This window comes from Acinetobacter sp. ANC 3929, from assembly GCF_000369405.1.
In the GTDB taxonomy this organism is placed as follows: Bacteria; Pseudomonadota; Gammaproteobacteria; order Pseudomonadales; family Moraxellaceae; genus Acinetobacter.
In genome coordinates this window covers 1140315-1166446 of record NZ_KB850000.1, presented here as the reverse complement: position 1 = coordinate 1166446, position 26132 = coordinate 1140315, and the positions used below count along the sequence as shown (strand labels likewise).

Annotated in this window: 19 protein-coding genes and 3 pseudogenes; 13 read left to right on the top strand and 9 right to left on the bottom strand. The window is 38.0% G+C overall.

Going from position 1 to position 26132, the window contains the following annotated elements; genetic code table 11:
* The first annotated feature begins 8 nt into the window (after positions 1–8).
* The 7 genes and pseudogenes from F909_RS02760 to F909_RS21445 all read left to right on the top strand — a co-directional run.
* Positions 9–2762, top strand: coding sequence for a T6SS effector BTH_I2691 family protein (locus F909_RS02760; protein ID WP_005153890.1), 2754 nt, complete (start codon positions 9–11; stop codon positions 2760–2762).
* A gap of 10 nt (positions 2763–2772) precedes the next feature.
* A complete protein-coding gene (locus F909_RS02765) occupies positions 2773–3528 on the top strand; it encodes a putative type VI secretion system effector (RefSeq protein WP_032878247.1) in 756 nt (251 codons plus the stop codon).
* Entirely contained in the window at positions 3525–4292 is a 768-nt protein-coding gene (locus F909_RS02770; RefSeq protein WP_005153885.1) for a putative type VI secretion system effector, read from the top strand. Before F909_RS02765 ends, F909_RS02770 begins: the two co-directional genes overlap by 4 nt.
* On the top strand, positions 4289–5041 hold the full coding sequence (locus F909_RS02775) for a putative type VI secretion system effector (RefSeq protein ID WP_005153883.1): 753 nt from the start codon (positions 4289–4291) through the stop codon (positions 5039–5041). Before F909_RS02770 ends, F909_RS02775 begins: the two co-directional genes overlap by 4 nt.
* Positions 5038–5439: pseudogene (locus tag F909_RS21755) on the top strand (putative type VI secretion system effector); the annotation flags it as partial. The gene F909_RS02775 and the pseudogene F909_RS21755, both read left to right, overlap by 4 nt.
* A 715-nt stretch (positions 5440–6154) precedes the next feature.
* The gene (locus tag F909_RS02780; protein WP_005153879.1) at positions 6155–6859 is read left to right on the top strand and encodes a hypothetical protein; all 705 of its coding nucleotides are present in this window, start codon (positions 6155–6157) and stop codon (positions 6857–6859) included.
* Positions 6860–6965: 106 nt separating this feature from the next.
* A pseudogene (locus F909_RS21445) lies at positions 6966–7092 on the top strand (ABC transporter ATP-binding protein); the annotation flags it as partial.
* Between the two features lie 1312 nt (positions 7093–8404).
* Here F909_RS21445 and F909_RS02790 read toward each other — a convergent pair.
* From F909_RS02790 to trmB, 4 genes and pseudogenes are all read right to left on the bottom strand, one after another.
* Entirely contained in the window at positions 8405–9394 is a 990-nt protein-coding gene (locus F909_RS02790) for a formylglycine-generating enzyme family protein (RefSeq protein ID WP_005153874.1), read from the bottom strand.
* Between the two features lie 186 nt (positions 9395–9580).
* Positions 9581–10468, bottom strand: a complete 888-nt coding sequence (locus F909_RS02795) for a tetratricopeptide repeat protein (RefSeq protein ID WP_005153873.1) — start codon at positions 10466–10468, stop codon at positions 9581–9583.
* Between the two features lie 16 nt (positions 10469–10484).
* A pseudogene (locus F909_RS21440) lies at positions 10485–10792 on the bottom strand (sulfatase); the annotation flags it as partial.
* A 215-nt stretch (positions 10793–11007) separates the two neighbouring features.
* Positions 11008–11724 (bottom strand): tRNA (guanosine(46)-N7)-methyltransferase TrmB, encoded by a 717-nt coding sequence (trmB, locus tag F909_RS02805; protein WP_004662584.1) that lies wholly within the window; start codon positions 11722–11724, stop codon positions 11008–11010.
* Between the two features lie 182 nt (positions 11725–11906).
* Here trmB and F909_RS02810 point away from each other — a divergent pair, with 182 nt between their 5' ends.
* Together F909_RS02810 and F909_RS02815 are read left to right on the top strand one after the other, a co-directional pair.
* The gene (locus F909_RS02810; protein ID WP_005153868.1) at positions 11907–14345 is read left to right on the top strand and encodes an ExeM/NucH family extracellular endonuclease; all 2439 of its coding nucleotides are present in this window, start codon (positions 11907–11909) and stop codon (positions 14343–14345) included.
* Between the two features lie 206 nt (positions 14346–14551).
* A complete protein-coding gene (locus F909_RS02815; protein WP_005153867.1) occupies positions 14552–15163 on the top strand; it encodes a glutathione binding-like protein in 612 nt (203 codons plus the stop codon).
* A 53-nt stretch (positions 15164–15216) separates the two neighbouring features.
* Here the strand turns inward: F909_RS02815 and F909_RS02820 are convergent, their stop codons facing one another.
* Positions 15217–15561, bottom strand: coding sequence for a hypothetical protein (locus tag F909_RS02820; protein WP_005153865.1), 345 nt, complete (start codon positions 15559–15561; stop codon positions 15217–15219).
* 156 nt (positions 15562–15717) lie between these two features.
* The gene (gene ahpF / locus F909_RS02825; protein ID WP_005153863.1) at positions 15718–17283 is read right to left on the bottom strand and encodes an alkyl hydroperoxide reductase subunit F; all 1566 of its coding nucleotides are present in this window, start codon (positions 17281–17283) and stop codon (positions 15718–15720) included.
* A 230-nt stretch (positions 17284–17513) separates the two neighbouring features.
* Here ahpF and F909_RS02830 point away from each other — a divergent pair, with 230 nt between their 5' ends.
* Positions 17514–17732 (top strand): DUF1653 domain-containing protein, encoded by a 219-nt coding sequence (locus tag F909_RS02830; RefSeq protein WP_005153862.1) that lies wholly within the window; start codon positions 17514–17516, stop codon positions 17730–17732.
* A gap of 40 nt (positions 17733–17772) precedes the next feature.
* Positions 17773–18360, top strand: coding sequence for an O-methyltransferase (locus F909_RS02835; RefSeq protein ID WP_005153859.1), 588 nt, complete (start codon positions 17773–17775; stop codon positions 18358–18360).
* Here F909_RS02835 and F909_RS02840 read toward each other — a convergent pair.
* Positions 18337–19386, bottom strand: coding sequence for a helix-turn-helix domain-containing protein (locus F909_RS02840; RefSeq protein WP_005153854.1), 1050 nt, complete (start codon positions 19384–19386; stop codon positions 18337–18339). The genes F909_RS02835 and F909_RS02840 overlap by 24 nt on opposite strands.
* A 122-nt stretch (positions 19387–19508) precedes the next feature.
* On the opposite strand from F909_RS02840, the gene F909_RS02845 reads away from it, so the two are divergent.
* On the top strand, positions 19509–20702 hold the full coding sequence (locus F909_RS02845; RefSeq protein ID WP_005153850.1) for an alkane 1-monooxygenase: 1194 nt from the start codon (positions 19509–19511) through the stop codon (positions 20700–20702).
* A gap of 51 nt (positions 20703–20753) precedes the next feature.
* On the opposite strand, the gene F909_RS02850 is transcribed toward F909_RS02845, so the two are convergent.
* Together F909_RS02850 and ahpC are read right to left on the bottom strand one after the other, a co-directional pair.
* Positions 20754–20963, bottom strand: a complete 210-nt coding sequence (locus F909_RS02850) for a KTSC domain-containing protein (RefSeq protein WP_003652651.1) — start codon at positions 20961–20963, stop codon at positions 20754–20756.
* Positions 20964–21216: 253 nt separating this feature from the next.
* The gene (ahpC, locus tag F909_RS02855) at positions 21217–21780 is read right to left on the bottom strand and encodes an alkyl hydroperoxide reductase subunit C (protein WP_005153847.1); all 564 of its coding nucleotides are present in this window, start codon (positions 21778–21780) and stop codon (positions 21217–21219) included.
* A gap of 476 nt (positions 21781–22256) precedes the next feature.
* Here ahpC and hrpA point away from each other — a divergent pair, with 476 nt between their 5' ends.
* The gene (hrpA, locus tag F909_RS02860; RefSeq protein WP_005153846.1) at positions 22257–26111 is read left to right on the top strand and encodes an ATP-dependent RNA helicase HrpA; all 3855 of its coding nucleotides are present in this window, start codon (positions 22257–22259) and stop codon (positions 26109–26111) included.
* Positions 26112–26132: the final 21 nt, after the last annotated feature.

Here is a 26132-nt window from a genome sequence, read left to right as displayed (position 1 = left end):
GGTGTGATATGACAACAAATCAGCAGGCTAAATTTAAGATTCCATATAATGCTAACTCAAAACTTAGTGAAGCTCTTCAACAGCAAAAACAGAGTAACATTCTTAAATTTGGTCAAAACAACTCTTTGGGAAAGATTGGAAGTCCAGAAGATCTGAAAGAATTAGCTAAAAAAATAGCTCAAAGTTCAGTTTCCAAATCTGCAAAACAGTCCACTGCTGCAAATGTACAGAATAATAGTGCAGGGCAAGCACAAAAAGAATGTTCGAATTTCTGTCGTAAAACGGGTTTTAATATTTTACCTTTACGTTATACGGTAGTCAGTAGCTCAGCGCCTGCTTTGCCTGCAACATTAGGAAAAAATGTAAAAGAGATTCAGTTAAGTCATTTTAAATATGCAGTAGAAATGATTGATACTGGATATATATACAGTTTAGTAAAACGGGCATCTGGAGCTTTGGAGTGGGCAGGCTATCTAGTTACACCGAAAGGACATTTATCATATTTTCCTGTTGGTAAAGAAGCCCCAAAAAGCGTGCCTGAATTTGCCTGCAAAGGGGCGGGTCATAGTGTTAATTCATCTTTGATTACTTTAGAAAGTAATCCTAAAGATGAAGCTAAAGTTGCTTATCTCATCCATACCCATGATCCGATGAGTAAACTAAAACTAAAAGAATATGAAAAAAATGCTGAGAAATTTGTAACTGAAGGCAAATGGCAAAAATTTATTGTGGGAGGTGGGGCAACTCAAGCACATTGTTTGGCAGCAGCCAATGTGAAAAATTCAATTTATAATGTTAAAAGCTTTGGTACAGGACGTATTGAACAAATTTTGAAAAAATTTGTTCAAGAACCTAATAATGTTGCTTGTATGGCGTTGTATGATCCAATTGGCATAACGCTAAAACTCAATGATAGTCGAAATGCGAGATTTGAAAAACTTACAAAATATATCGCAGAGAAAGATAATAAAACGACCAATGAACATAAGTTAAATTCTTCTCAATTGATTGATAGTATTAAGATTGTTGTTGAAAATAAACTTATCAATCAAGGTTTAAGTACTAATACCCTACAGGCTGATTTGAGTACTAAGTTAATATTTGCGCAAGGTAAAATCCCTCTCTTCGGATCGATGGATCAAAGAGACTACCAACGCAAAGTTAATGAAATTTGGGATCGAGCTTCTCCGCAAGAAAAAGAAAAGTTTTTACAGCAGTACAATAAAAAATATGCTGTGGGACAAAAGCAGGTCAGAGATAAGATTATTAGCCAATCTAAAGCACAAGCGAAATTGGATTGGGAAACGAAGTATTCGACAAAAATTGATTGGACCGCAAAAAATGCTTTCGACAACAAAGTGAAAGTATTAACTGATGAAGCACGTAAATCAGCACAAGCCTATGCAAGTGATCATTTGCAATGGCTGCAATCTAAACAGTTACTAAAAGCATTTTATACTTATGATCAAACAGTTCTAAAGGGCGATGGTGCATTATTTCACATAAAAGTACTATCACTCATCAATGGCATGACAGGTTGTGATCAAGGGCAGGCATTGATGGAAAAATGGTTAGGGGTGGATAAAATCTCTGACGATAATCTATATATGCGCGCAGTCACCTATAATCAAAAAAGTTTGATTGATCAATATAATGCAAAAAGTCCTGAAATTACCTCTTTAACTTGGGATCAGTCTCAATCCAGCTTAAAAGGTTTAATTGCTGCGTTTGTCAGTGCTGACCAGCTATGGGAGCAATGGTTAGCTGACCCAAACAATAAAGTTAATGACCTGAAATGGTATAACCCTGCCAAAGCTTTACCTTGGATCTCAGAGATTACACGCAGTGTAGCCAAATGGAGCCTACAATATAATGCAAGTCCTTTGATTGCAAAGAAACTTTCAAGGGTTTCTTTTATTGCCTATGCTCATAGTTCGTTATTAACAGACAAAGTGCCGAAATGGTCATTGCTCTATAATATTGATTTAAAAATGACGAATGCAGCAAGTCAGTTGAATGCGACTGAAATCCAAAAACGTTGGAAGAATGCAGGGCAGAATACGGCTACACAAAAAATTAAAGAAATTCTGAGTAAATCTCCTGTGAGTGTAGCGCTCAGGATTTCTGGAGTTGTTGCTCTATTTGAGTTAATAAATTTGGGAACGCAAGCCAGTCTTTTCGCTGGGGATAGAAATTGGGAAAACGGTTTTAAGGTAACAGCAGGCTTATTAGCGACTACAGCGGTTGTTTTAGATATTGCTGGTGGTGGTATGGATGCTTTAAGTTTTCAAGAAAAAGCGAATAAAATTAGACTATATGGTGCAAGACTTGCAATTGGTGGGGCCACCTTTAGTATGATTGCCGACATTACAGCATTCGTAAAAGAGTTTGGCGGAAAAGATAATATTTTCTTACTGATTGTATTAGGTGCAAAAGCTACTATTTCTTTATTAATGGTTGGTGTAGGTATTGGGATGTTATTAAGACTTCCTGCATTAGCTGGCAGAGATATTGTAATAAGATTGCAAAAGTCTATAGCTATTAAAAGCTTTTTGACTATAGGTATTATGCGTGCTGCTGTATGGCTAAACTGGATTGGTATTGGTCTTAGCGTTATTGAAATTATTTTAAGAAATTATTATTACACAGAAGATGAGCTGCAAAAATGGTGTAAAAAGTCAGTATTTGGGACGGAAGCTGGGAAATATAAATCTCTTGAAAATGAAGAAGAAGCTTTTAGTAAAGCTGTAGTGAGTGTCTAAGATGAATGAAATGTTATTGATCAAGGGATTTGTAAAGAACTTAGATGTTGAGGACTCCAAAATTTATCCTTTGAAGAATATTAAATCACAAGCTGCTGGTAGTGTAATACTTGGAACCTTAACTGCAAGTAGTAGCGCAGCAACTAATGCACCAATTTTGCTAATGGCAGCAAGTGGAGAAGATGCTAAATCTTTTACTTGTGAAGTCGGTGATTATCGTGTGATTGGTCAGTTTACAACAGTACAATTTAAGAACGAGGATGAACTGGTTTGGGTGATTAGTAGGGAAAAAGAGCAAGGAAGACATTTAGCTTACGCTGTACTTGATCCTAAAACTGGGTTACTTTATATGATGTATGAATTGGGACGGTCGTTGAAAAAAGCTTATAACTATAACAATAAGGTAGCATTATTTTTAGGGCTAGTGTGTTTTTCATTTATATCTATTTTAATATTAGGTTCAAAACTTTATTATGGAGATAGTGTAGATATTTCTTTTAATGATATTATTAAATATTTATTTTTTAGCTCTATTATAAGCTTTTTATTTTCCTTCTCTTTTTCTTATCTTGTTTTTGGCCGAGTATTAAAGAAAATGGGGGTGTTATCTGAGAAAATTTTTAAAGTCTTAGGTTTTAAAATAATTGAACAGGACTTTTACAATGATTGTATCGTCAAAGATGGCATTCATATTAGTGTAATGGAATATAGAAAAAACTTAAAAGGTCCAGACCCATATCCAGAGGATTATTTTGATAAAAAATGATAAAAATCGAAGGTCGTGTAAGGAATCTTCAAATTGAAGACTCCAGAATTCATCCATTTAAAAACATCGAAAAACAAGCAGCAGGTACAGCTGTGGTTGGAGCTTTAACTGCAAGCAGTAGTTTGGCAACCAATGCTCCTATTATGATGATGGCAGCAAGAGGAGAAGCTGCTAAATCTTTTACTTGTGAGGTGGGCGAATATAGAGTAATTGGCCAGTTTACAACAGTACAATTTAAGAATGGCGATGAACTGGTTTGGGTAATTAGTCAGGAAAAAGAACAAGGGCGACATTTAGTTTATGCAACACTAGACCCCAAAACTGGATTATTGCATATGATTAATGAGATGGGACGTTCATTAAAGCGGGGCTATATAAGTATTTGCAAAACAGCGCTATTTGTTGCTCTATTTTTTGTATTATTCGGAAATGCAATAATACTAGTAACTTGGTTTATTTCGGAGGATGGCTTAGGTTTTAGCTGGTTGATGCATATATTTGGTTTTATCTTATTTCCATTTGCATTTACATTTTTATTTGTATTAAGTACATTTTTATTTTCACGTGATCAGAAACAGGCTTGTCGGCTATCAGAACAGGTCTTTGCGGTACTAGGTTTTGAAGATGTTAAAAATCAGGATTTCTTCGGAACTGCAGATCATTTCAAGGAAAATGGGCATACTTTCAAACGTAGTGTGATGTATTACCGTAGAAGTTTAAAAGGAAAAGATCCTTATCCAGAGGATTATTTTGATAAAAAATGATAAAAATCGAAGGCCGAGTAAGGAATCTTCAAATTGAAGATTCTAAGATTCATCCACTAAAGAACCTTAAAGTGCAAGCCGCTGGATCAGCAATATTAGGTACTTTGGCTGCTAGTAGTACATTAATGACTAGCGCACCAATCTTGATGATGGCAGCAAAAGGGGTAGATGCTAAAACATTTATTGGAGAAGTAGATGGTGTAAGAGTTATAGGGCAATTTACTACTGTTAAATTTAAAGAAAATGATTCGCTTATTTGGGTAATAAGTGGAGAGAAAGAGCAAGGAAGGCACTTGGCATATTCTGTACTTGATCCAAAGACAGGGTTGCTTTATATGATGTATGAGATGGGGCGGTCATTAAAAAATCTATATGTAAGTACTATAAAGTCAATTTTTTTTCTTTTTCTTTTTCTTTTTCTTTTCTTTTCTTTTCTTTTTCTCTTTTTAAATTTCTTAGATGGTGGTAGTGGAGATTATATTAAATATGGTGGAATAATATTTTTAAGCTGCTTTATTTTTTCCACTGTATTTATGCTAGGTTATATTACAATTGGAAATTCTGTAATCTCATTATCAAAAATATCAGAAAGAATTTTTGATAAGTTAGGTTTTGAAAACCCTAAAAGTCAGGACTTTTTCCAAAAAAGTTTACTTGATATGGATGGTATGCATGCTAGTGTCATGGAGTATCGAAAAAATTTAAAAGGCCCAGATCCCTATCCAGAAGATTATTTTGATAAGAAATGAAAAAGATAGAAGGCCGCGTAAGGAATCTTCAGATTGAAGATTCTAAATTCATCCTTTAAAAAATATAGGAAAACAAGCTGTTGGGGTAGCGATGCTCGAAACTTTAGCTAGTAGTAGCGCATTGATGACTAATGCTCCAATTATGCTTATGGCTGCAAGAGGAATTGATGCTAAAACTTTTTCTTTTGAAGTCAGTGGTTATAAGGCAATTTACTACCGTCCAGTTTCAAGAAAATGATCCACTTATTATTGTAGTTAGTGATGAAAAAGAACAGGAACGGCATTTAGCTTATTCTATATTGGATCCTCAGTCGGGTTTGCTATATATGTTATATGAAATGGGAAGGTCTCTTAAAAAATCATATAAAAATATTTGGCAAAGTATAAAATCAACATTCAGTTTCGATAACTCAGCTACATGGTGGAATATTAGTGCTGGAATTGTTGGTGCTTCTTTAGATGTATCTAAAAGAATTTCAATTGTTGATAAGTTTTTCATTCCTTTTTTTAATGTATTAGGAGTGGCGGCAACGCAAGCAAAATTTATTATAAGGAACATTGGGAACCATAATGGTCTTTTTTTTATTGGTTCAATTATTGGAAGAGCACACTTTAACCTTAAATTATTTTCGAAAAATGCCAAAGATGTTCTTACTGCACGATTGCCAAAAGAACAAATGTTTGATTTTAGCCCAAAAGCTGCAATAAAAGGATCTTTTATAGGAATAGTGGTTGGTGGAACTGTTGAAATACAAAAATGGATGCAGAATGAAAATAACCAAAAAGATATTACAGATTTGCTAGCTAATTTGACAGGAATGGCTATAAAAACTCTTATTGGAACATGGTTAACAGTTTTGTTAGTTAGTATGTTACTAACAGGTGGACCTGTTGGCCTAGTTATTGCGGTTGGTGTTGTTGTTGGAATAGCAATTGGTTGGATGTTAGATTATTTAGATGAATATTTTGGTATGACTGATAATCTTAAAAATTTATATAATCACTTGCAGAGTTGTACACAAAATACGCTGCAAGATATAGTCAATAAAGGAAATCAACTTTTTGGCTTAAATTATACTTTATCTTCATGGTTTTATTAAGTCGAGTTTTTAAATGTCATTAAAAATATCAGAATTTGATCATCAATATTTTGTTAAAAATCATTTTATGTTGAACCTAGCTTTGGGAGTTCTTGGTTTTTTGGGTTTTCTTACTATTAAGGATTTGAATTACTATTATATTAATACTTTTTTTACAGTATTTTATATTTTATATTTTATATTTTATATTTTATATTTTATTGTTTGTGTGTTTTTTTATTTTAGGATAAAAACATCGGAAAGTATTGTTTTATATTCTTTCCATAGAGTAATGTGTAGTTTCTTAAATGCTTTAGTTTTTTTTGTAATTTCTTTAACTATTTCTATGAACTTAGGCGTGAAATACTTTTTTGGATATGTGCTACTTTTTATACTTATATCTATGTTTATATTTGTGAAGTGGAAGGCTTTATTGTTAAAAGAGGAATATATAGAAGTTTTAACAGATAAATATTTCTCAAAAGATGACGTAAGTTTGTATGATTTTTTCTTCTCTATTAGTAATTTTAAATATGGAAATAGTAAAATTTCAGTATTCCTTGCTTTGATTTTTTCTCAAATTGCTTTTGTTCTTGTAATGAATGGATTGTTGGAAATCCACGCTTCTTATGAGCTTTATATTATTGTAAGCCTATTCTTTCTCATATCTTGTTATATTTTATATAATATGGGGGTAAATGTAATTTTGCCTTATAGTTTTTTAAAAAAAATGAAGTGATTGCAAAATAAAAAAATTATTGAGAGTGATCGCTATCCAGAACGTTAAATAGAGATGATTGATTTTGTAACTAATTGAAATTAAATTGTTATTTGGGGTGGGTTATTTGAAACTAAACTTAAAGCTTGTTCAAGGTCCAATCCACTCTCTAGAGAAAGCTAAGTCCAAAATTCCTGTAAATCAGAATATTGGTGGGATTGCAGCAGGTACCGCTTTTGCTGCTTCAGCTGCATTTTCCGTGACGGTCAGTAATGATGGGACACAGCAAATGTTAAGTAGTATGAGGCGTGACCCCAAGGGTACACTTGCAAATAGCTTGAACTCATCTAAAAGAGCTGTATTGAATATTAAAAAAGGTCAAATGGATGAAGAGGTGAAAGATAACTATTTCAATGCTGGAATTAATGCCTTTGCAGGGATACAGGCCAATATTACCCCTTTTGGCGGTTTACAATGGTTAGACCCTGAGCATCCTAAAGACTTTTCTGATTTGGCAAAAATTTCTCCGACTTTGGGACTGAGTGCAGGTGCAGGAGGAAGTGCCAATTTTCAACTTTATTTTGCCAAGGGCGCGTTTCGTTTTAGGGCCAGTATTGCAGCCTGTTATGGGGTTGGCGGCAAAGGTGCATTAGAATTTATGGTTGATTTTAGTAAGATTGACCAATTGATTAAATTTATTGCCTATCAACTGCTTTATATTTCATTTAAAAAACTAGTGTATATGACCGAAGGCACTTTTATGCTACTGCATAAGGTCAGTATGATGTTACCCTTTGAAAAAGATAGCTCCTTTATTCAGAGTGTCGCACTAATTAATTTACATTTCGCAGATTTTAAATCTAGAATGCAAATTGCCGAGAAACGACTAGAAATGTGTCGTAAAATCAATGCTAAAGAACAGTGGTTAAAATATCTAAGTCCTGAAAGCCGCGGCTGTTTCCTGTATCATATTACCCGGCATGGTCTGGTTAGTGGGGTACTCAATCCAAGCCAACGAGATGGTACCTGGGTGCTGAATAATGTCAAGGAATATGACCTGACTGCGCATAAAGAGGCGGTATTAAACCTGTTTAGGAGCGTTACAGTGGTTAGTCACTGGACCAACACGCTTCAACATATGAGTACAGATGGTGACACCTCGGTAAAAACAATTGCGCAAAATGAAAGTGAATTACTGGATTTTCTCAACTTGGGCCGTAGCCATGGCTTCTTACCTTTGGCTGATTTAGCTGAGGTGAAAAGGCGTATTAATCAGGATCATAATTTCCCTAAGGACTACCGTTCAGGTAATCGTTATTTGGATGAATACCTGAAAATGCGTGGTGAGCGGATTTTGGCTTATCCCAAAGACTATAAAATTGCTGACTTTGGTTCATCTGAGTTTATGCAGGCCAAGATTGCGCAAGATATAGAAAAGCCAGAACTGTTTTTAGCACAAGCGCCACAACCCATAGACGAACTTGGGCTGGATCAATACGGTCAAGAAAACAACGCTCTCCAAACTTGGCAAGTCTAACTTCTAACTTGCCGTAGGACTGAAGAATTTTATTTCTGTTTCAGAAATGGTTGGTGGGAGTTAGAAGCACAGCGTACAGCTGTTGCGCCATTTGGATTTATACTGGTAAAAGCGCTAGAATCTTTCTCAAATTGAGGATTTGGTTCTTCTCCACTTCTATAAATTGTTGTAACTTCTCCACTTATTTGTAAATCTAAGGTACCTGCAACTTGGTAAGTGCTACGCACAGATTTAAGTGTACCAGTAGCAGGACCTTGCGGGTTCTTTTCTGGTGAGTTTTTATAATATTGAGGGTCAAACCAGTCCGACATCCATTCGTAACTATCTGTTGCCAAATCATAAAACCCTAAAGGAGATGGAGGAAATTTACCTAAAGTTGGGATAGGTACACCATCCATTTCTAGTGATTTACTCAGTTGATGACGCTGTTCATCACTCCAGACATTACGGCCCATTTCATATTTACCATTATCGGTTGGATAAATAATATATTGACCACGGTTTCGTGCAGCATATTCCCATTGTGCTTCGGTAGGCAAATTCATTGGAATCCCGACCTGTTGTCCTAACCACTGACAATAATTCTGAGCTTGTTGCCAACTCACACCAGCAGGGGCATTAGGAACACGTAATTTTTTTGAAATTTCCTGCATCCCGATTTTGGGTTGTCCTGTTGCTTCAGTATAAAGATCAAAATCATCAAAGGTCGTTTTATAGGCATTGAGACTATAGCTATCTAAAGTGACTTTATGCAGCGGCATAGCGGCATAAAGACCAGTAATTGGCAATTTATCTTTACGGGTGACTGGGCCAAAGTCGCCCATCATAAAAGAGCCACCTTCAACAAAGATCATATTCTTTTTGGTTTTTTCCACCAATTGCTGGATTTTTTGTTGTAGCTCTGGTGATGGTTTGGTTTCTTTAGGGCCTGTTTCAGTCGATTTGGCACAAGCAGTCAGTGCCAGACTGGATAACAGAAGAATAGACAGACTTTGTATTTTAATTCTAATAAAAATCAATAGGTTGTATATATTGCTCCGTATTTTAATAGATAAGATGAAGATCGAACAGCAGATTTATGTTATTTAAATTTAACTAGAAATTTATTATTTCATAGGGGGAGATTGTAATTTTTTCAAATATATATCAGAGGTTAAAGAGAAAAATTGGCAATATAAAAGGTTTATCTTCCTATCAAATTATATTTAGTCTTTTTTGCATTTATTTGGATATGTTTCTGTAATATTAAAATCTAAATCAAAAACAGGCTGTATTGGGATTTCTTCTGATCTGTAGGAGCACATCTCTCGCCATTTCATAGCTTTTTCTTCATTTTCTGGCAGGCCATTTTGCCCATTATAATAATTCTGAAACATATTGTGTTGTGCTAGGCTATAACCTAAGTTGGCAGCTTTAATATACCAGCCTGTTGATATTTGACCATTTTTTTCTACGCCAAAACCTCGTTGATACAACATGCCGATATTATTCATAGCAGCAGGATTGCCTTGTTGTGCTGATTTTTTATACCAATACATGGCTTTATGATAATCAATCGTAGTACCCCATCCAACAGTGTAACATTCACCTAATTTAAATTGTGCATCAGCATTGCCATTCTCAGCAGCCTCTTTATAAAGTTGGAAAATAACTGGGACAACATTCGGAGCTTGATTGGGGTCTTGTTGATCTATGTCTTGATTGTAATATTCATAGTGCGCTTGTGTGTATATTTTCGCTAAATTAACTTTGGCTAATGTACTGCCATGATCAGCAGCTTTTTTGAATAACTGTTCTATTTCCTTATTATTTTTTATAGATTTTTCTTTAATAGCTTGGATTTCATTATCACTTTTTTCATCAAAACTAAATATTGCTTGATCGGTTAGATCCTTATAATACAGTAAAGCCGCATATTCATTTAACTCATCTGCTGTTAATTCATTTAGATGATGACTATATTTTTCATAGTTTTTAGCATATTTTTTTTCATTGTCATTTTTATTCGAAGCATTACAACCAACTAGAATAACGGTTAAGAATAGAAAGATAATTTTCATATTGACCCCCATATCTTTAAATGTGGATAGCATAAGCTATGCCATGTTTGTCATCAAAAGTGGTTTTATAGGCATTCAGGCTATAGTTATCCAGTGTGACTTTATGCATTGGCATAGCAGCATAAAGACCCGTGATCGGAAGTTTGTCTTTACGGGTTACCGAGCTAAAGTCGCCCATCATAAAAGAACCCCTTCAACAAAGATCATATTCTTTTTGGTTTTTTCGCCTAGCTGCTGAATTTTTTGTTGTAACTCAGGTGAAGGTTTGATTTCATTTGTGGCTGTTTCAGGTGATTTGGCACAAGCACTAAAAGCTAGGCTTGAAAATAAAATAAAAAATAGGGTCTGATTTTTCATTATAATAAAATCAATTGGTTGAAATTAATTAAAAAAATTTTAATCAATCTGATTAAAATTGAAAAGATAATTTATGTTAGTAAATATTAAAAAATAATTAAATATTTTTAAACAAAAAATGTTGTGCCGACTTATAAAATAGTTGATTTAAGGATGCGATCTATCATAAAAAAGCCACTAAACATTTAGTGGCTTCCTTCGAAAACTAAATCAGCTTATTTAATTTTCTTAAAAATAAAGTCATTAATTTTATGACCAGATTCCAGACCACGACGTTCAAATTTAGTCACTGGACGCCATTCTGGGCGAGGGTAGCTATTGCCTTTACCTGCCAAGTTTTCCATATCAGGACGATTGTCTAGGATATCAAGCATCCACTCTGCATACGGTTCCCAGTCTGTCGCTGCATGGAAGGTACCACCCAACTCAAGCTTTTGTTCAACCAGTTGCATACGCTCATGAATAACAAAACGGCGTTTAAAGTGACGCTTCTTCTGCCACGGATCTGGGAAGTAAAGCTGTACGCAGTTAATGCTGTTGTCTGGCATTTCACGTAACACTTGGATTGCATCGGCATCCAATACAAACAGGTTCTTTAAGCCTGCCATACCTGCTTCATAGACACACTGTGCGATCCCAGGTACATGTACTTCAATCCCGACAAAGTTACGTTCAGGATTGGCTTTTGCCATTAACACCAAAGAACGACCCATACCAAAACCGATTTCAACGGTTAATGGGCGTTCAGGATGTTCAAAGTGTTGACGTAAATCACCAACAGGATATTCCAAAATTAAATCACGATAATCTTCTAAAGCAGTACGTTGTGAAGTATTGAGCGGAGCTGAACGACGCATAAACGTCACAATTTCACGGTGCTCAGGCAAATTGTCGAGTTCCGTAATTTGCGTTTCTAACTGATCGTTTGACATGATTCTGGAGATATAAATATAGAAATGCCGTATTTTAAGTGTTCAGGTGGTCAAGTCAAACTTTAAGTGATTTTATTTAGTCAGTCATTTTTGAAATTGATTAAAATTTGTCAAAAAATCTTCATGTAGCTGTCACAGAAATTGCATAGCCTAATTAGAATTTTAACACTAAGTAAAAAACGATGAACAATTTTAAATACCATTCGATCGCCATTTGCCTAGGTTTATTAGGCGCGTCTTCAATCTTTTCTGCTGCACATGCACAACTGATGTTTAGCCAATATGTCGATGGCAGCAGTAATAAAAAGGGACTGGAAATCTATAACCCCGATGCCACAACGGTGAATTTAGCTGATTATGAAATTCAGCAGTTCAATAATGGTGGTACAGTCAAAACTGTTGCCTTCCCATTACAGGGAACTTTGGCCAGTAAACAAAAATTTCTGATTGGCCGTTCAGAATTACAGGCGCAATTGGGCGATAAGGTTAATCAAGTTGCGGGATTATCTTTTAATGGCGACGATGCCATTGTGTTGCTTTATCGTGGTACACCCGTAGATCGTTTTGGTCGTATTGGCGAGCGTCCAACGGCAGGTTGGGGCACAACGGTATTTAGTACTGCGAACAGCTTTAAACGGATTCAAACAGATAATCCTGTGGTCAGTATAGACCCGACCAGTCCATTTGATCTAGACCCATCTTGGCAGGCATGGACAGATCGGAATGACTTTTCGAATTTAACCGGCTCTACTACGACACCGCCTGTAGATGCAGTCAGTTGTAGCAGTAGTGATACACCAATTTCTAGTTTAGCCGAGTCGACTCAGAATCAAAACTACACCATTCGTGGGGTGATCACAGCGGATTATCGCTATAGCAATGGCTTCTCAGGTTTCTATGTACAAACCCCTGATAGCAAAGCCACGCAAAATGTCAGCAATGCAATTTTTGTTTATATCCCTGCAAGTAGTGCAGTCAAAGGTGGACAGGTTGGTGATGAAGTCATCCTACGTGGTCGTTTAACCAACTACCAAAACCAACTTCAAATTGATCAGTTGCAGCAGGATATTAAGACCTGTAACCAGAACATGGCATCGCTGATTCAACCACTGGACTTGAACTTACCCTTTAGCAGCTTGACCGATGCAGCGGGTAATTCACCGAAACGTTATCAAGGGATGTTGGTGAAATTACCGCAAACGTTGACGGTCAGTGAAAACTATAATTTTGGTCGTTATGGTGAGCTATCTCTAAGCCTTGGTCGCTTATTCATTCCAACCAATCTTTATCCTGCACTTTCAAATGAAGCTAAGGCTTTAGCGCAACAAAACCTACTTTCTAAGATTATTTTTGATGATGGCTATAATAATCAAAACCGTGCACCGTGGTTGCCACAAAACTTTAGTGCTTTAAATACGCTACGTTCGGGCTACCAATTAAAAAATGCACAAGGTATTTTAGAATACCGCTTTAATGCTTGGCGTGTACAGCCGATTGTGGGCGCGAACTTGCCAGAGGTCGTGACCACCACTAATCCGCGCCCAAGCATTACCGCTAAACAAAGCAAACATATTCGTGCTGCGGCATTTAACGTATTGAACTATGACAATGGCAAAAATGGCTTTCCAACCGAACGTGGTGCCAACAGTCAGGCTGAATTTGATAAGCAACATGCCAAAATCGTCAATGCATTAAAATCAATTGATGCAGATGTTTATGGTCTGATGGAGATTGCCAATAATGGTTATGGCAGTGACAGTGCGGTTGCCAATCTCACCAAAGCTTTAGGACCAGACTGGAAATATGTAATTCCAGAAGGTTTAAATCAGCTCGGTACGGATGTGATTGCCGTTGCGATTATTTATAACAGTAAACGTGTGCAACCTGCCAATAAACCTGCGGTATTGGACTTGGGTGATAAAAATCGCTCCACCATTGCCCAATCATTTAAACCAGTACAAGGTGGTCAGATCTTTACGGTGATTCCAAACCATCTTAAATCTAAAGGTTGTAAGGGTGTAGATGCCAACTCGCTTGATGCCGATCAACGTGATGGTCAAGGTTGTTGGAATCCAACTCGTGTTAAAGCGGTTGAGCAACTTACCCAATGGATTGCCAAGAATCCAACCCAAGTGAAAAATCCGAATATCTTGCTCTTAGGTGATATGAACAGCTACGCTAAAGAAGATCCAATCCTTAGCTTTGAAAAAGCCAACTATAAAGTCTTGCTGAATGACAGCAAAGTCGGTGAGGGTAGTCAGGCGTATAGTTATGTCTTTGGTGTTGCCAGCGATGCAGATGGTTATGGCGGTGCAGGTAACCTTGATCATGCCATTGCTGATGCCAATTTGTATAAGCGTGTGATCAAAAGCTTTGCATGGCATATCAATGCCGATGAGCCGACGGTGCTGGATTATAATGAAGAATATAAAACTGATGAGCAAAAGGCTTTGTTCTTCGCTGCGGATGCTTATCGTTCTTCTGACCATGATCCAGTCATTGTGGATTTGGATATGAAAAGCTCGGACTCTCAGCTTGAGCCAAACAATCCCAAGAATATCATCGTTGAATTTTTAAACTCATTATTTGAATGGTTAGGCAAACTTTTTGGCAGAGCATAATCCGCTTTCCGTGACCTTGTTGGGTTTGTTTTTTCATAAATTAATCATTCGTCACGGAATATAACTTGCAAGGCAGAAAAAAATTCATTAATAGTAGTGGTGTAGATGTTCTTAGCATGAAAGCTATTATAAATTTTAGTTATTTCTGTTCTCGAGTTTCGTAGGAACGTTCTAGGGCATAAGTTGTTAGATAACAAGGATCAATTATGAAGTTGTATTATTCACCTGGCGCATGCTCATTGGCAGCCCATATTATTTTAAATGAAATAAACGTCGATTTTGATTTAGAACGAGTTGATCTAAAAACACATAAAACCTCTAAAGGTGCAGATTATTACGAGATTAATCCAAAGGGTTATGTGCCTGCATTGGAAATTAATCCAGGTTTGATTTTAACTGAGAATGTGGCGATTTTACCGTTTTTGGCACAGCATGATCCTAAACAGGATTTGATTCCACCGTCAGGGATGGGACGTGCCAAAGTGCTGGAATGGTTAGGATATTTAAATTCAGAACTGCATGATGCTTATTCGGTATTCTTTGGTGGCAAACTCACTGATGATGAAAAAACCAAAGCCTATGCAGAAGTTGATCGTTTGCTTAAATATATCGACAACTATTTAGCTGAATCAGATTGTGATTATTTAGTCGATGACAACTTTGGTCCTGCGGATGCATATTTATTTGTCCTCACCAATTGGTCAAACCATATCGAACATGATTTGACGCCTTATATCAATGTGATTGCATTACGTAATAAAGTGGCGGAACGTCAATCTGTGCAAATAGCAATGCGTGATGAAGGTCTATTAAGCTAAATGAGACAAATAAAAAAGCCTCTGTTTACAGAGGCTTTTTTATTTCAACTCAATTATTGTTGAGCTTTTTCTTTCACATCAGCAGCAGTTGATTCTACCGCACCTGCAACTTTAGCGGTTGCATCACGTGCAGCAGCTTCAGTTTTTGCAGCAGCTTCAGCAGTTGCAGTCGCAGTGTGATCAGCAGCAGCATCAATTTGATCACCTGCAGTATCTACCGCAGTGGCAACATTGTTAGCAGCAGTATCAGCAGCATTTTGTACATCCGCACTAGCTTGGCTAGCAGCGTGCTCTAAATGTTCACCCGTGGTTGCACCTGTTTCAGGTGCTTTATCTTTATTACAGCCTACAAGCGCAACAGTAGCAGCAAGACCTAATGCAACAAGTAATTTATTCATTGTCTATTTCCTTTTCTTTGTGGCATCCAATAGGATATGGATACCGAAAATATAAACACAAACTTGATGAATAATAAAGTTGAAAATTTGTTGATAACTTGTAAAAACACACACTTACATCGGGAAATATAAGTGTGTGCACGTGTTTTAGATCAGTTATACGCCAGAACGGATCATATAATCAAAAGCAGACAGCGATGCTTTGGCACCTTCACCAGTCGCAATGATGATTTGCTTGTATGGCACAGTCGTACAGTCACCCGCAGCAAATACACCTTTGACATTGGTTTCATTACGATCATTGATCACGATCTCACCGCGGTTACTCAGCTCAACCGCACTGTTCTTTAAGAAATCCGTGTTTGGCAATAAACCAATTTGCACAAAGATCCCTGCAAGCTCTACGGTGTGTTCAACCTCAGTGGCACGATCTTTGTATTTCAATGCCGTTACTTGTGAACCATCACCCACCACTTCAGTACTGAGTGCATTCAAGATCACCGTGGTATTTGGCAAGCTGTTTAACTTGTCTTGCAATACTTGATCGGCACGTAGTTTGGTATCAAACTCAACCAAAGTTACATGCTCCACAATCCCCGCAAGGTCAATGGCTGCTTCTACACCCGAGTTACCGCCACCAATCACCGCAACACGTTTGCCTTTGAACAATGGGCCATCACAGTGTGGGCAGTACGCAACACCACGAGTACGGTATTCTGCTTCACCTGGTACATTCATTTCTCTCCAGCGCGCGCCAGTTGAAAGAATGATGGTTTTCGATTCAAGCTTGGCACCATTTTCCAGTTCAACTTCAACTAGACCATTGGCGGTTTGATCTGCACCTGTGATCTTGCTAACACGTTGCAAGTTCATGATATCCACACCGTATTCACGTACATGTGCTTCCATGTCTTGAGCGAACTGCGGGCCTACGGTTTTTTGAACCGTGGTGAAGTTTTCAATATCCATGGTATCCATCACCTGACCGCCAAAACGTTCAGCCACGATACCCGTTTTGATGCCTTTACGTGCTGCGTAGATTGCTGCGGTACCGCCAGCAGGACCACCACCAATCACCAACACATCAAACGCATCTTTGGCATTGATTGCCGCTGCATCTTTCTCAGCAGAATTGCTATCTAACTTGGCAACGATTTCTTCCAAAGTCATACGACCTTGACCAATATGTTGATTGTCTTGGAACACCATTGGCACCGCCAAGATTTTGCGCTCTTCAACTTCGTCTTGGAAGAAAGCACCATCAATCATGGTCGCCGTGGTATTTGGATTGTTAATCGCAATTAAGTTGAGCGCTTGAACCACATCTGGACAGTTATGGCAGCTGAGCGAGACAAACACATCAAAATTTGCGCTTAAGTTTAAGCCTTTGATCTGAGTGAGGACTTCATCAGAGACTTTTGGTGCGTAACCAGACACTTGTAATAATGCCAAGATCAAAGAAGTAAACTCATGTCCCATTGGCAAGCCAGCAAAGAACACACGCGGTTGTTCACCTGCTTTTGCTACACCAAAACTAGGACGGCGAGCGTTTGAACCGTCAAAACGCGCCGTAACTTGGTCAGAAAGTTCAGCAATTTCCGTTACGAGTTCTTTAATTTTTGCAGCTTTGTCCGAGTCATCTAAAGCAGCAACCAACTCGATTGGACTTTCTAAACGTTCTAAATAAGCTTTTAATTGAGTTTTAATATTTTGATCTAACATGTATTTCTCCAAACGCTAAGACTTTTCAATCAGCTAAATTCATTCAATAAAGCTATAGTACGCAAAAGTACTGAATAGGTAAAACAGTATGTTTTTATTGGTTTGATCGGTTTTTTGAATTTTTAGCGTATTGGCTATTATGTGTACAGATAGTTCCATATAAATTTGAGTACAATCAAAGTTGTTATATAACTGCAATCATTTCGTGGCATAAATAAAGGGTAAGCAACATGGCGTTACAACGTGGCATCTATCAGCACTATAAAGGTCAGCTATATCAAGTGTTTAATGTTGCACGACACAGTGAAACCGAAGAAGAGTTGGTCGTTTATCAATGCCTATATGGTGATTATTCGATGTGGGTACGCCCGTTGACGATGTTTAACGAAACCGTTCAACTTAATGATGGTCAGATTTTACCGCGCTTTAAACTGATACAAACGACTTAAATTCAATGCGCTTTTCATTGTGGCATTTGAGGGATCAGACATGACCAGCACTGTATTTTTACAACGTATCTCTGATTTATATGATGAGTTTAAACAACACGATGCTCAACAGTCTGATCGCCTGAGTCGCTATCGGAATATTGAAGCTGAGTCGGCAAAATTATTGGCAATATTGATTCGTTGCCAACAATCAAAGCGTATTCTGGAAATTGGGACTTCTACGGGTTATTCAACCTTATGGTTGGCTGAGGCTGCCAAAGCAGTAGATGGCAACGTTCAAACTGTGGAAATTGATCCATTGCGCAGTGCTCAGGCAAAGAAATATGCGGAGGAATTTGAGTTAGAACAGCAAATTGATTTCTGGATAGGAGATGCGGCGGATTTTCTGGCCCAAGCCAGTGGACCGTTTGATTTTATTTTATTAGATGCAGAGCGTGATTATTATGTCAGTTACTGGGCTGATTTAAAGCGCTTATTGCGATCTTCAGGTAGCACTTTAATTGTTGATAATGTGATTTCTCATGCCGCTGAAGTGAAAAACTTTCTGGAATTGATTAAGAACGATGAGCATTACATGTGTACCACTTTGCCGATTGGCGCGGGCTTATGTATGGTGGTGTTGAAGTGAATCGGCTTTGCCTTGGTGTTGTAATCGATACGCTTGAGGGCTACAACCAATGACCTTATTAAAAGCACGGGTAAAATTAGCAGGATTAGAATAACCCAATTCATAGGCAATATGGGTAATGGTAAAGCTAGAATTTTCTAATAAATCAATGGCACGCTCTGTACTGATTTGCTGTTTTAAAGCTTGAAATTCAACGCCTTGTTGCTGTAAATAACGCTGCAAGGTTTTAGTCGAAATGTTTAATACTTTGGCACATTCCATGAGGGTAGGAACCTGATTGGCTTGTCGTAACATCATGCTGACCCATTCAACAATTTCACCTTGATGATAAATCTTCTGGATTTGTTCCTGACAGCGTTGCTCGACTATTTTTAAACTATGTGCATCTGCCAAAGGCAAGGGGAGTGCCAATTGTTGCTGATCAATCACCACACGGATACCTGAAAGCCAAGTATAGTTAAAGTGAAAATTGGCTTTCACTAAAGCGAAGTAACGTTCTTGATAACTTGGCTCTGGAACACTCAAATATACTTGGTAGCGTTGTAATTGCTGACCTGCCAACTCTAAAAGGCTGTAGTAAAACGCCACCGCAATTGCTTCAATATGAAAGGCCAAACACTGCTTATTCATCTGTAAAATTGGTTCAAATAAGAGTTCAACCTTATGTTGATGGGACGGAAACTGAATACTTAGCTTAAAACTCGGCATAATCAGTCGAAAATATTGTGCAATCAGCCTAAGTGCATGTTCCAAATTAGGACTGGTCATGAGCGCATAGCCGACTAAGCTATGCGAGCTGAGCTTGATATTTTTACCGAGTTCAAAGGCCAGATCTTGAGTATTGGGTAGACTTAAACCAATTTCGATGAATTGTTCAATTTGTTGAATCGACAATAATTCTGTTTTTGCCAGTTCTTGCTGCACTGCCATCAATAACTCATTATCGTATTGATGCGTCGCAATCAATATTTCAATCAGTCGTAAATAATAACGTGATGGAATAACCGGGATCTGTTGCTTCTGCACAATAAAAACTCAGTAAAGTCTTAAAATGATAATAGCAAGTCTTAAAATGATAATATAGAGCGGCGGTGAAGGAACACAATCAATTCAAGCAAAACATTTTGTGTTTGATTGAGGAGTTTCTAATGAATATGCATACTCAACTGGATGTCGAGCAAGCGACAACAAAATTTAAGGATAAAAAACGTCATTTATGGCTTTTAGGTTTGGCTGTACCAACCATTGCTATGGGGGGCTTGGCGGGCTATCAATTTGGTCCTAAAAAAACGAAAAAGTTTTTTGCTTCATTTGGACCATTATTTATTCATGGTGTCATTCCGGCATTGGATAAACTCATTGGTGAAGACACAGAAAATCCACCCTTAGATGCAATCGCGGATTTAGAAGCTGATCCGTATTACGCTCGTATCGTTAAACTTTTTATTCCTTTGCAATACGCGACCAATATCTACGGGGCATATTTAGCCAGCCGTAAAAATACACCAGTTGCTGATCAGGTTTTACTGGGAACTTTGGTGGGCATGGTCAATGGAATCGCGATTAATACTGCACATGAACTCAGCCATAAAAATGGACAACTTGAACATTATTTATCGCATTTAGCGTTAGCACCATCAGGCTATAACCATTTCCGAATTGAACATCCTTATGGACATCACCGTCGTGTTGCGACACCTGAAGACCCTGCATCTTCGCAATTTGGTGAAAGCTTTTGGAAGTTTTTACCACGTACCGTGATCGGCAGCTTTAAATCAGCAATCGAGATTGAAAAGAAGCGTTTAGAACGTAAGAAACTACCTTTCTTCTGTAAGGAAAATGAGTTGATTCATGGTTGGGCAATGTCGGCTGTGTACCATGCGGCGATGTTGAGCAAGTTTGGTCTGCGTTCAGTGCCGTTCCAACTTACACAAGCGGCTTATGCGATTACCTTGTTTGAATCGGTAAATTACATCGAACATTATGGTTTAAAGCGTGCAAAGAAAGAAAATGGCCAATATGAGCGTACTTTGCCAGAGCACAGCTGGAACAATAATAATGTGGTGACCAATTTGTTCTTGTATCAATTACAGCGTCATTCAGATCATCACGCCAATCCGACCCGAAGCTTTCAAACCTTGCGTCACTTTGAAGATGCACCACAGCTACCAGCAGGGTATGGTGCGATGATTTTGCCTGCATTTATTCCATCTTGGTGGTCAAAAATTATGGATGATCGCGTTGTGGCTCACTATAAAGGTGATCTCAACAGAATCAATATGCATGAGGGTGTGAAGGAAAAAATGCGAGAGAAATATATAGAGCAAAATGAAGCAGCTTAAATAATCGAAAGACACAAAACAGATCAGCCCAAGCGGGCTGATTTTTTATGATTAAGCAGAAATACAGAGCCTTTTAAAGTGCAGATCAAACTCAAGATATTTATGAACAAAGGCGGTTTTATCATTGGTACGTAGCAAATTATTGTAAATAAACTCTGGAACGGGATGATAGAGCTCACCTGAGCCATTGCTATAGAAAATTTTTAAATAGCGTGAAGAAACATCATATTTCCAAGAGGTTACAACAACAGATTTTTCCATATAACGACTCCTACTTTTGTTTGATCTGTTAGTACATATCTAAAAACTCTTTTGTTTCATAATTTGACAGTACTCCAACTTGAGCAGGCTGACAATTCTTAAATGAATGTTGCTATAAATTTATAAGTATAAGAATTGTAAAAAATTAGCTATAAATTTTCAGTGTGAAATAGGACTGGGATTGATAAAAATAATCAATAAAAAAACCACCCTAAAAAGGGTGGCTTCAAACCTATTGGTCTAATCTAAAAAATTAGATTTTACCAACTAAGTCGATAGATGGAGCAAGCGTAGCTTCGCCTTCTTTCCATTTCGCTGGGCATACTTCACCTGGGTGAGCGTGAACATATTGAGCAGCTTTAACTTTACGAAGAAGTTCAGATGCATCACGGCCAATACCACCAGCGTTGATTTCAACGATTTGGATTTTGCCTTCTGGATCGATTACGAAAGTACCACGGTCAGCAAGACCAGCAGCTTCGATTAATACGTCGAAGTTTTTAGAAAGTGTCCAAGTTGGGTCGCCGATCAATGGGTATTGAATTTTACCAATAACTTCTGAAGTGTCGTGCCAAGCTTTGTGCGTGAAGTGAGTGTCAGTAGACACGCCATAGATTTCAACGCCTAATTTTTGGAATTCAGCATAGTTGTCAGCAAGGTCGCCTAACTCAGTTGGACATACGAACGTGAAGTCAGCTGGGTAGAAGAATACAACAGACCATTTGCCTTTAAGATCAGCTTCAGATATGTCAACAAATTGACCGTTGTGGTACGCAGTTGCTTTAAATGGTTTAACTTCAGTATTAATTAAGCTCATCATTGTCTCCATGATTGAGGTTTTATTGAGAGGCTAACGCCTTACTTGTTTACGAGATAAAGAATAAATAATTTTTAGTTATTGGGGAAATAGTATTTTTACATCACTAAAATCGGAAAATTGAATAACTCAATCAAAAACGACTTCCCCAAAGATATTCTTTCTATTTGACTCCATACAGATGAAGCAAAAATGACAAAATATCTGAAAACTAACGTGCATAACAACATGAAGTCTACGTCAGTAAAATTCAAGGGTAAAATTGAAAAAAGATAAAAATATATAAAAAACCAAGATATACGGTTAAATTTTCAACACAAGATAAATGTATAAAATGATCGAGGAATAAAAAGTGCAATGGGGTAACTAAGCTAAGTTTTGCATTCTGTTGCCAAGAGAATGAAAAGGTTTCTTTGCATAGCAAGGGCTTAAAGCGTAAAATAGCCGATTATTTTATTTTTCAGGAAAGCTGTTCAGTGCAGAGTCATTTAAATGTAGATCAATTGGTTATGGCACGTGACCGTCACCGTTTAAATCGACTGCGCAAAGATAAAAAAACAGAAACAGCAGAAATCGAAAAACTCATTGAACAATCGAATCATAAGGTAAAACAACGCTTAGCGCGTGTTCCCAAGATTAAGCTTAACCAAGATTTGCCTGTCACCCAATATGCAGACCGTTTAATTGAGGCGATTCAAAAGCATCAGGTTATCATCGTTGCAGGTGAAACAGGTTCTGGTAAAACCACACAGCTTCCACAAATAGCGATGCTGGCAGGTCGTGGGCTCACAGGTATGATTGGACATACTCAGCCACGTCGATTGGCGGCTCGAAGTGTCTCACAACGTATTGCGGAAGAAGTGGGCGAGAAGCTTGGTGAATCAATTGGCTTTAAGATTCGCTTCAATGAGCAAGGTTCGCAAGATTCAATCGTCCGTTTGATGACCGATGGTATATTGTTGGCGGAATTGACCAATGACCGTTTTTTATCAAAATACGATACGATCATTATTGATGAAGCGCATGAACGCTCACTCAATATCGATTTTATCATGGGTTATCTCAAGCAGCTTTTGCCAAAACGCCCTGATTTAAAAGTGATCGTGACGTCGGCGACGCTAGATGTAAATCGTTTTAGCCAATATTTCTATGATGCACCGATTTTTGAAGTAGAAGGTCGTAGTTTTCCTGTCGAGCTGCGTTATCGTCCGATTTCTGAACTGAGTATTGTTGGCAGTGATGACGACGAATTTGATGATTTCGAAGAAAATTTACCGCGTGCTGTGGTACAGGCGGTAGAAGAATGTTTTGCCGATGCTGAAGCAAAAGGTCATCCTGAATATGCAGATATTTTAATTTTTGCCAGTACTGAACAAGAGATTCGTGAATTACAGGAAACACTGCAAAAATATGGTCCTCGTCATACTGAAGTATTGCCTTTGTATGCACGTTTGGCGCTCGCAGAACAACAAAAAATCTTTAGTCCGAGCGGTAAAGGGCGACGAATTATTATTGCCACCAACGTTGCTGAAACTGCGTTAACAGTTCCAAATATTCGCTATGTAATTGATAGTGGTTTTGCTCGAATTTCACGTTATAACTATCGGTCGCGTGTACAGCGTTTACCGATTGAAGCAATTTCTCAGGCTGCAGCCAATCAGCGAAAAGGTCGTTGTGGTCGTATTGCTGCGGGTGTGTGTATTCGTCTATATAGCGAGGATGATTTTTTAAGCCGTCCTGAATTTACTGAACCTGAAATTAAGCGCACCAACTTGGCCTCTGTTATTTTGCAAATGCAAAGCTTAGGCCTAGGTAATTTAGAAGACTTTGATTTTATTGAGCCGCCTGATTTCCGTTTGGTGAATGATGGACGTAAGCTCTTGGTAGAGTTAGGCGCATTAAATGAACGTAAGAATGATTTAACCAAAGTCGGTCAAATGATGGCGCGTATGCCGATTGACCCGCGTTTGGCACGTATGTTGGTTGGCGGGGCACATTTTGGTGTGCTCAAAGAAACTCTGATTATTGTCAGTGCCTTAGCCATTCAAGATCCTCGAGAACGTCCTGCCGACAAGCAAATGCAGGCCGATCAAAAGCATGCGTTATTCAAAGAAGCGGACTCAGACTTTTTATTCTATTTAAAACTCTGGAATACACTGCAAACCAGTCCCGAAACACAAACTGAAAATAAGCGTCGTCAATTTGCACGTCAGCATTTTTTAAGTTGGTTGCGTCTGCGTGAATGGAAGCAAACCCATCAGCAATTGGTTGAATTGGCAGAAGGTTTAAAGCTGAGTTTTAATGAAAAATCAGCCAATTATGAAAATCTACATCGTGCCTTACTGACTGGTTTACTCTCATTTATCGCCAATAAGACCGATGAACGTAATACTTTTATGGCAGTGCGCCAACAGAAGGCTAAAGTTTTTCCTGCAAGTACTTTGCACAAAACCAATACGGCTTGGGTCATGGCATTTGAGATGGTGGAAACCTCTCAAGTGTATTTACGGACCTTGGCAAAAATTGATCCTGAATGGATTTTATTGGCAGCGCGTGATTTATTGAAATATCACTATTTTGAACCACATTGGTCGAAAAAAGCAGGTATCGTCAATGCTTATGCTCAAATCTCTTTGTTTGGTCTGATTATCGAGCCAAAAAGATTAATCAATTTTGAGAAAGTAGACCAAGCTGCGGCACATGAAATCTTTTTACGTGATGCATTAACGACAGGTCATTTAGGCATTACTCCACCATTTTTAAAGCATAACTTACTCAAACTTGAAGAAGTTGAACGGGTTGAAGATAAGCTGCGTCGTCGTGATTTGGTGGTGGATGAAGAAACCATTTACCAATTCTATGCAGCAAAAGTGCCTGAAGAAATCGCCAGTCGTAGTAGTTTTGAAGATTGGCGCGCAACCATTGAGTCAGAGCAGCCACGTTATTTATTTGTAGAAGATGATGCGTTGTGGATGAATGATCGCCCAACCACGCAGCAATTCCCTGATTATTTACATAATGGACAGCTGCGACTTGCGGCTAGCTATCGTTTTGATCCAAGTCACGATGAAGATGGTGCGACAGTTAAGATTCCTGTGCAGGCTTTACCGCAAGTGGATGAGAAACAGTGGTCGTGGGGGATTCCAGGGTGGCGTCAGGATTTAATCGAAGCATTATTAAAAGCCTTGCCAAAAGACAAGCGCCGTAATTTGGTTCCGATTCCCGATACTGCGAAAAAGCTGATGCAGGGAATTGATGCTGTTCATCTGCGCGAACATTTATTTAGCTACTTGGCATTTGCTTTACGTGGCGAGCAGATTACGGAAAAAGATTTTTCTTTTGAGCGAATTGATCAGTATCTGATCCCGTTTATTAAAGTCGTTGATGAAAAAGGCAAGTTAATCGCGCAAGGGCGAGATCTGGATGAGTTGAAAGCGCGTTGTCGTGTCGAAACCCACCGTCCAGTGAAACAGCAACAAGGTGAGTTCCAGACCTTCCCTGAAAACTTTGTATTTGAAGCATCGCAAAAAGTAACAGGTGTTGTGATCAAGCAATATCAGGCTTTGGTACCAACAAAAGTATTTGCAGAGCTTGACGCAAAAGATGAATCCGGTGTGGTGATTCAAACCTTTAATGATCAAGATGAAGCCATTAAGCAACATCGAGAAGGGGTGATTCGTCTGGTGCATATGCAGTTGGGTGATTTAATCCGTCAATTGAAAAAACAAATTTCTAAGCCTTTAGCTCTGGCTTATTCACCACTAGGTGATCGAGCCAAACTGGAACAAATGTTAGTCTACGCAACTTTACAGGTGTCGATTCAAGAATTACCTAAAAATGTGGATGAGTTTCAACAGCTGTTGAATGAAACGAAAAAGCAGTTTTTAGCAAATGGTCAACAGACATTAAATGATTTAACTGAAATATTTACCCAGTGGCAGCAGATCCGCCGTGAGTTGTTGGTGTTGGATCAGACGATCTTTGGTCGAAGTGTGGATGATATTGAAGATCAACTCGATTTAATGTCACTGGCAAACTTTGTGTATAGCCGTCCCGCTGAAATTTGGCAGGAATACCCGCGTTATTTAAAAGCACTGCTATTGCGTTTAGATCGGTTGCCCAATAATCTACAACGAGACCTTGCTGCGATTGATGATGTCGATCCATGGATGGACAAAGTATTTAAATTTAAAAATGATCCTAAAATCAAAGAATTGTATTTGATGTTGGAAGAATTCAGGATTTCTTTGTTTTCTCAGCCAATGAAAACAAAGCTGCCTATTTCACCAACTAGATTACAAAAACTATGGGATCGATTAGCAATCGGTTAAACTGAGAAATATGAAAGCTAG

Bases quoted from the DNA above. Each gene is read 5' to 3' on its own strand.
- F909_RS02760 (WP_005153890.1), top strand. From the start codon at position 9: ATGACAACAAATCAGCAGGCTAAATTTAAGATTCCATATAATGCTAAC.
- F909_RS02765 (WP_032878247.1), top strand. From the start codon at position 2,773: ATGTTATTGATCAAGGGATTTGTAAAGAACTTAGATGTTGAGGACTCC.
- F909_RS02770 (WP_005153885.1), top strand. From the start codon at position 3,525: ATGATAAAAATCGAAGGTCGTGTAAGGAATCTTCAAATTGAAGACTCC.
- F909_RS02775 (WP_005153883.1), top strand. From the start codon at position 4,289: ATGATAAAAATCGAAGGCCGAGTAAGGAATCTTCAAATTGAAGATTCT.
- F909_RS02780 (WP_005153879.1), top strand. From the start codon at position 6,155: ATGTCATTAAAAATATCAGAATTTGATCATCAATATTTTGTTAAAAAT.
- F909_RS02795 (WP_005153873.1), bottom strand. From the start codon at position 10,468: ATGCTATCCACATTTAAAGATATGGGGGTCAATATGAAAATTATCTTT.
- trmB (WP_004662584.1), bottom strand. From the start codon at position 11,724: ATGTCAAACGATCAGTTAGAAACGCAAATTACGGAACTCGACAATTTG.
- F909_RS02810 (WP_005153868.1), top strand. From the start codon at position 11,907: ATGAACAATTTTAAATACCATTCGATCGCCATTTGCCTAGGTTTATTA.
- F909_RS02815 (WP_005153867.1), top strand. From the start codon at position 14,552: ATGAAGTTGTATTATTCACCTGGCGCATGCTCATTGGCAGCCCATATT.
- F909_RS02820 (WP_005153865.1), bottom strand. From the start codon at position 15,561: ATGAATAAATTACTTGTTGCATTAGGTCTTGCTGCTACTGTTGCGCTT.
- ahpF (WP_005153863.1), bottom strand. From the start codon at position 17,283: ATGTTAGATCAAAATATTAAAACTCAATTAAAAGCTTATTTAGAACGT.
- F909_RS02830 (WP_005153862.1), top strand. From the start codon at position 17,514: ATGGCGTTACAACGTGGCATCTATCAGCACTATAAAGGTCAGCTATAT.
- F909_RS02835 (WP_005153859.1), top strand. From the start codon at position 17,773: ATGACCAGCACTGTATTTTTACAACGTATCTCTGATTTATATGATGAG.
- F909_RS02845 (WP_005153850.1), top strand. From the start codon at position 19,509: ATGAATATGCATACTCAACTGGATGTCGAGCAAGCGACAACAAAATTT.
- F909_RS02850 (WP_003652651.1), bottom strand. From the start codon at position 20,963: ATGGAAAAATCTGTTGTTGTAACCTCTTGGAAATATGATGTTTCTTCA.
- ahpC (WP_005153847.1), bottom strand. From the start codon at position 21,780: ATGAGCTTAATTAATACTGAAGTTAAACCATTTAAAGCAACTGCGTAC.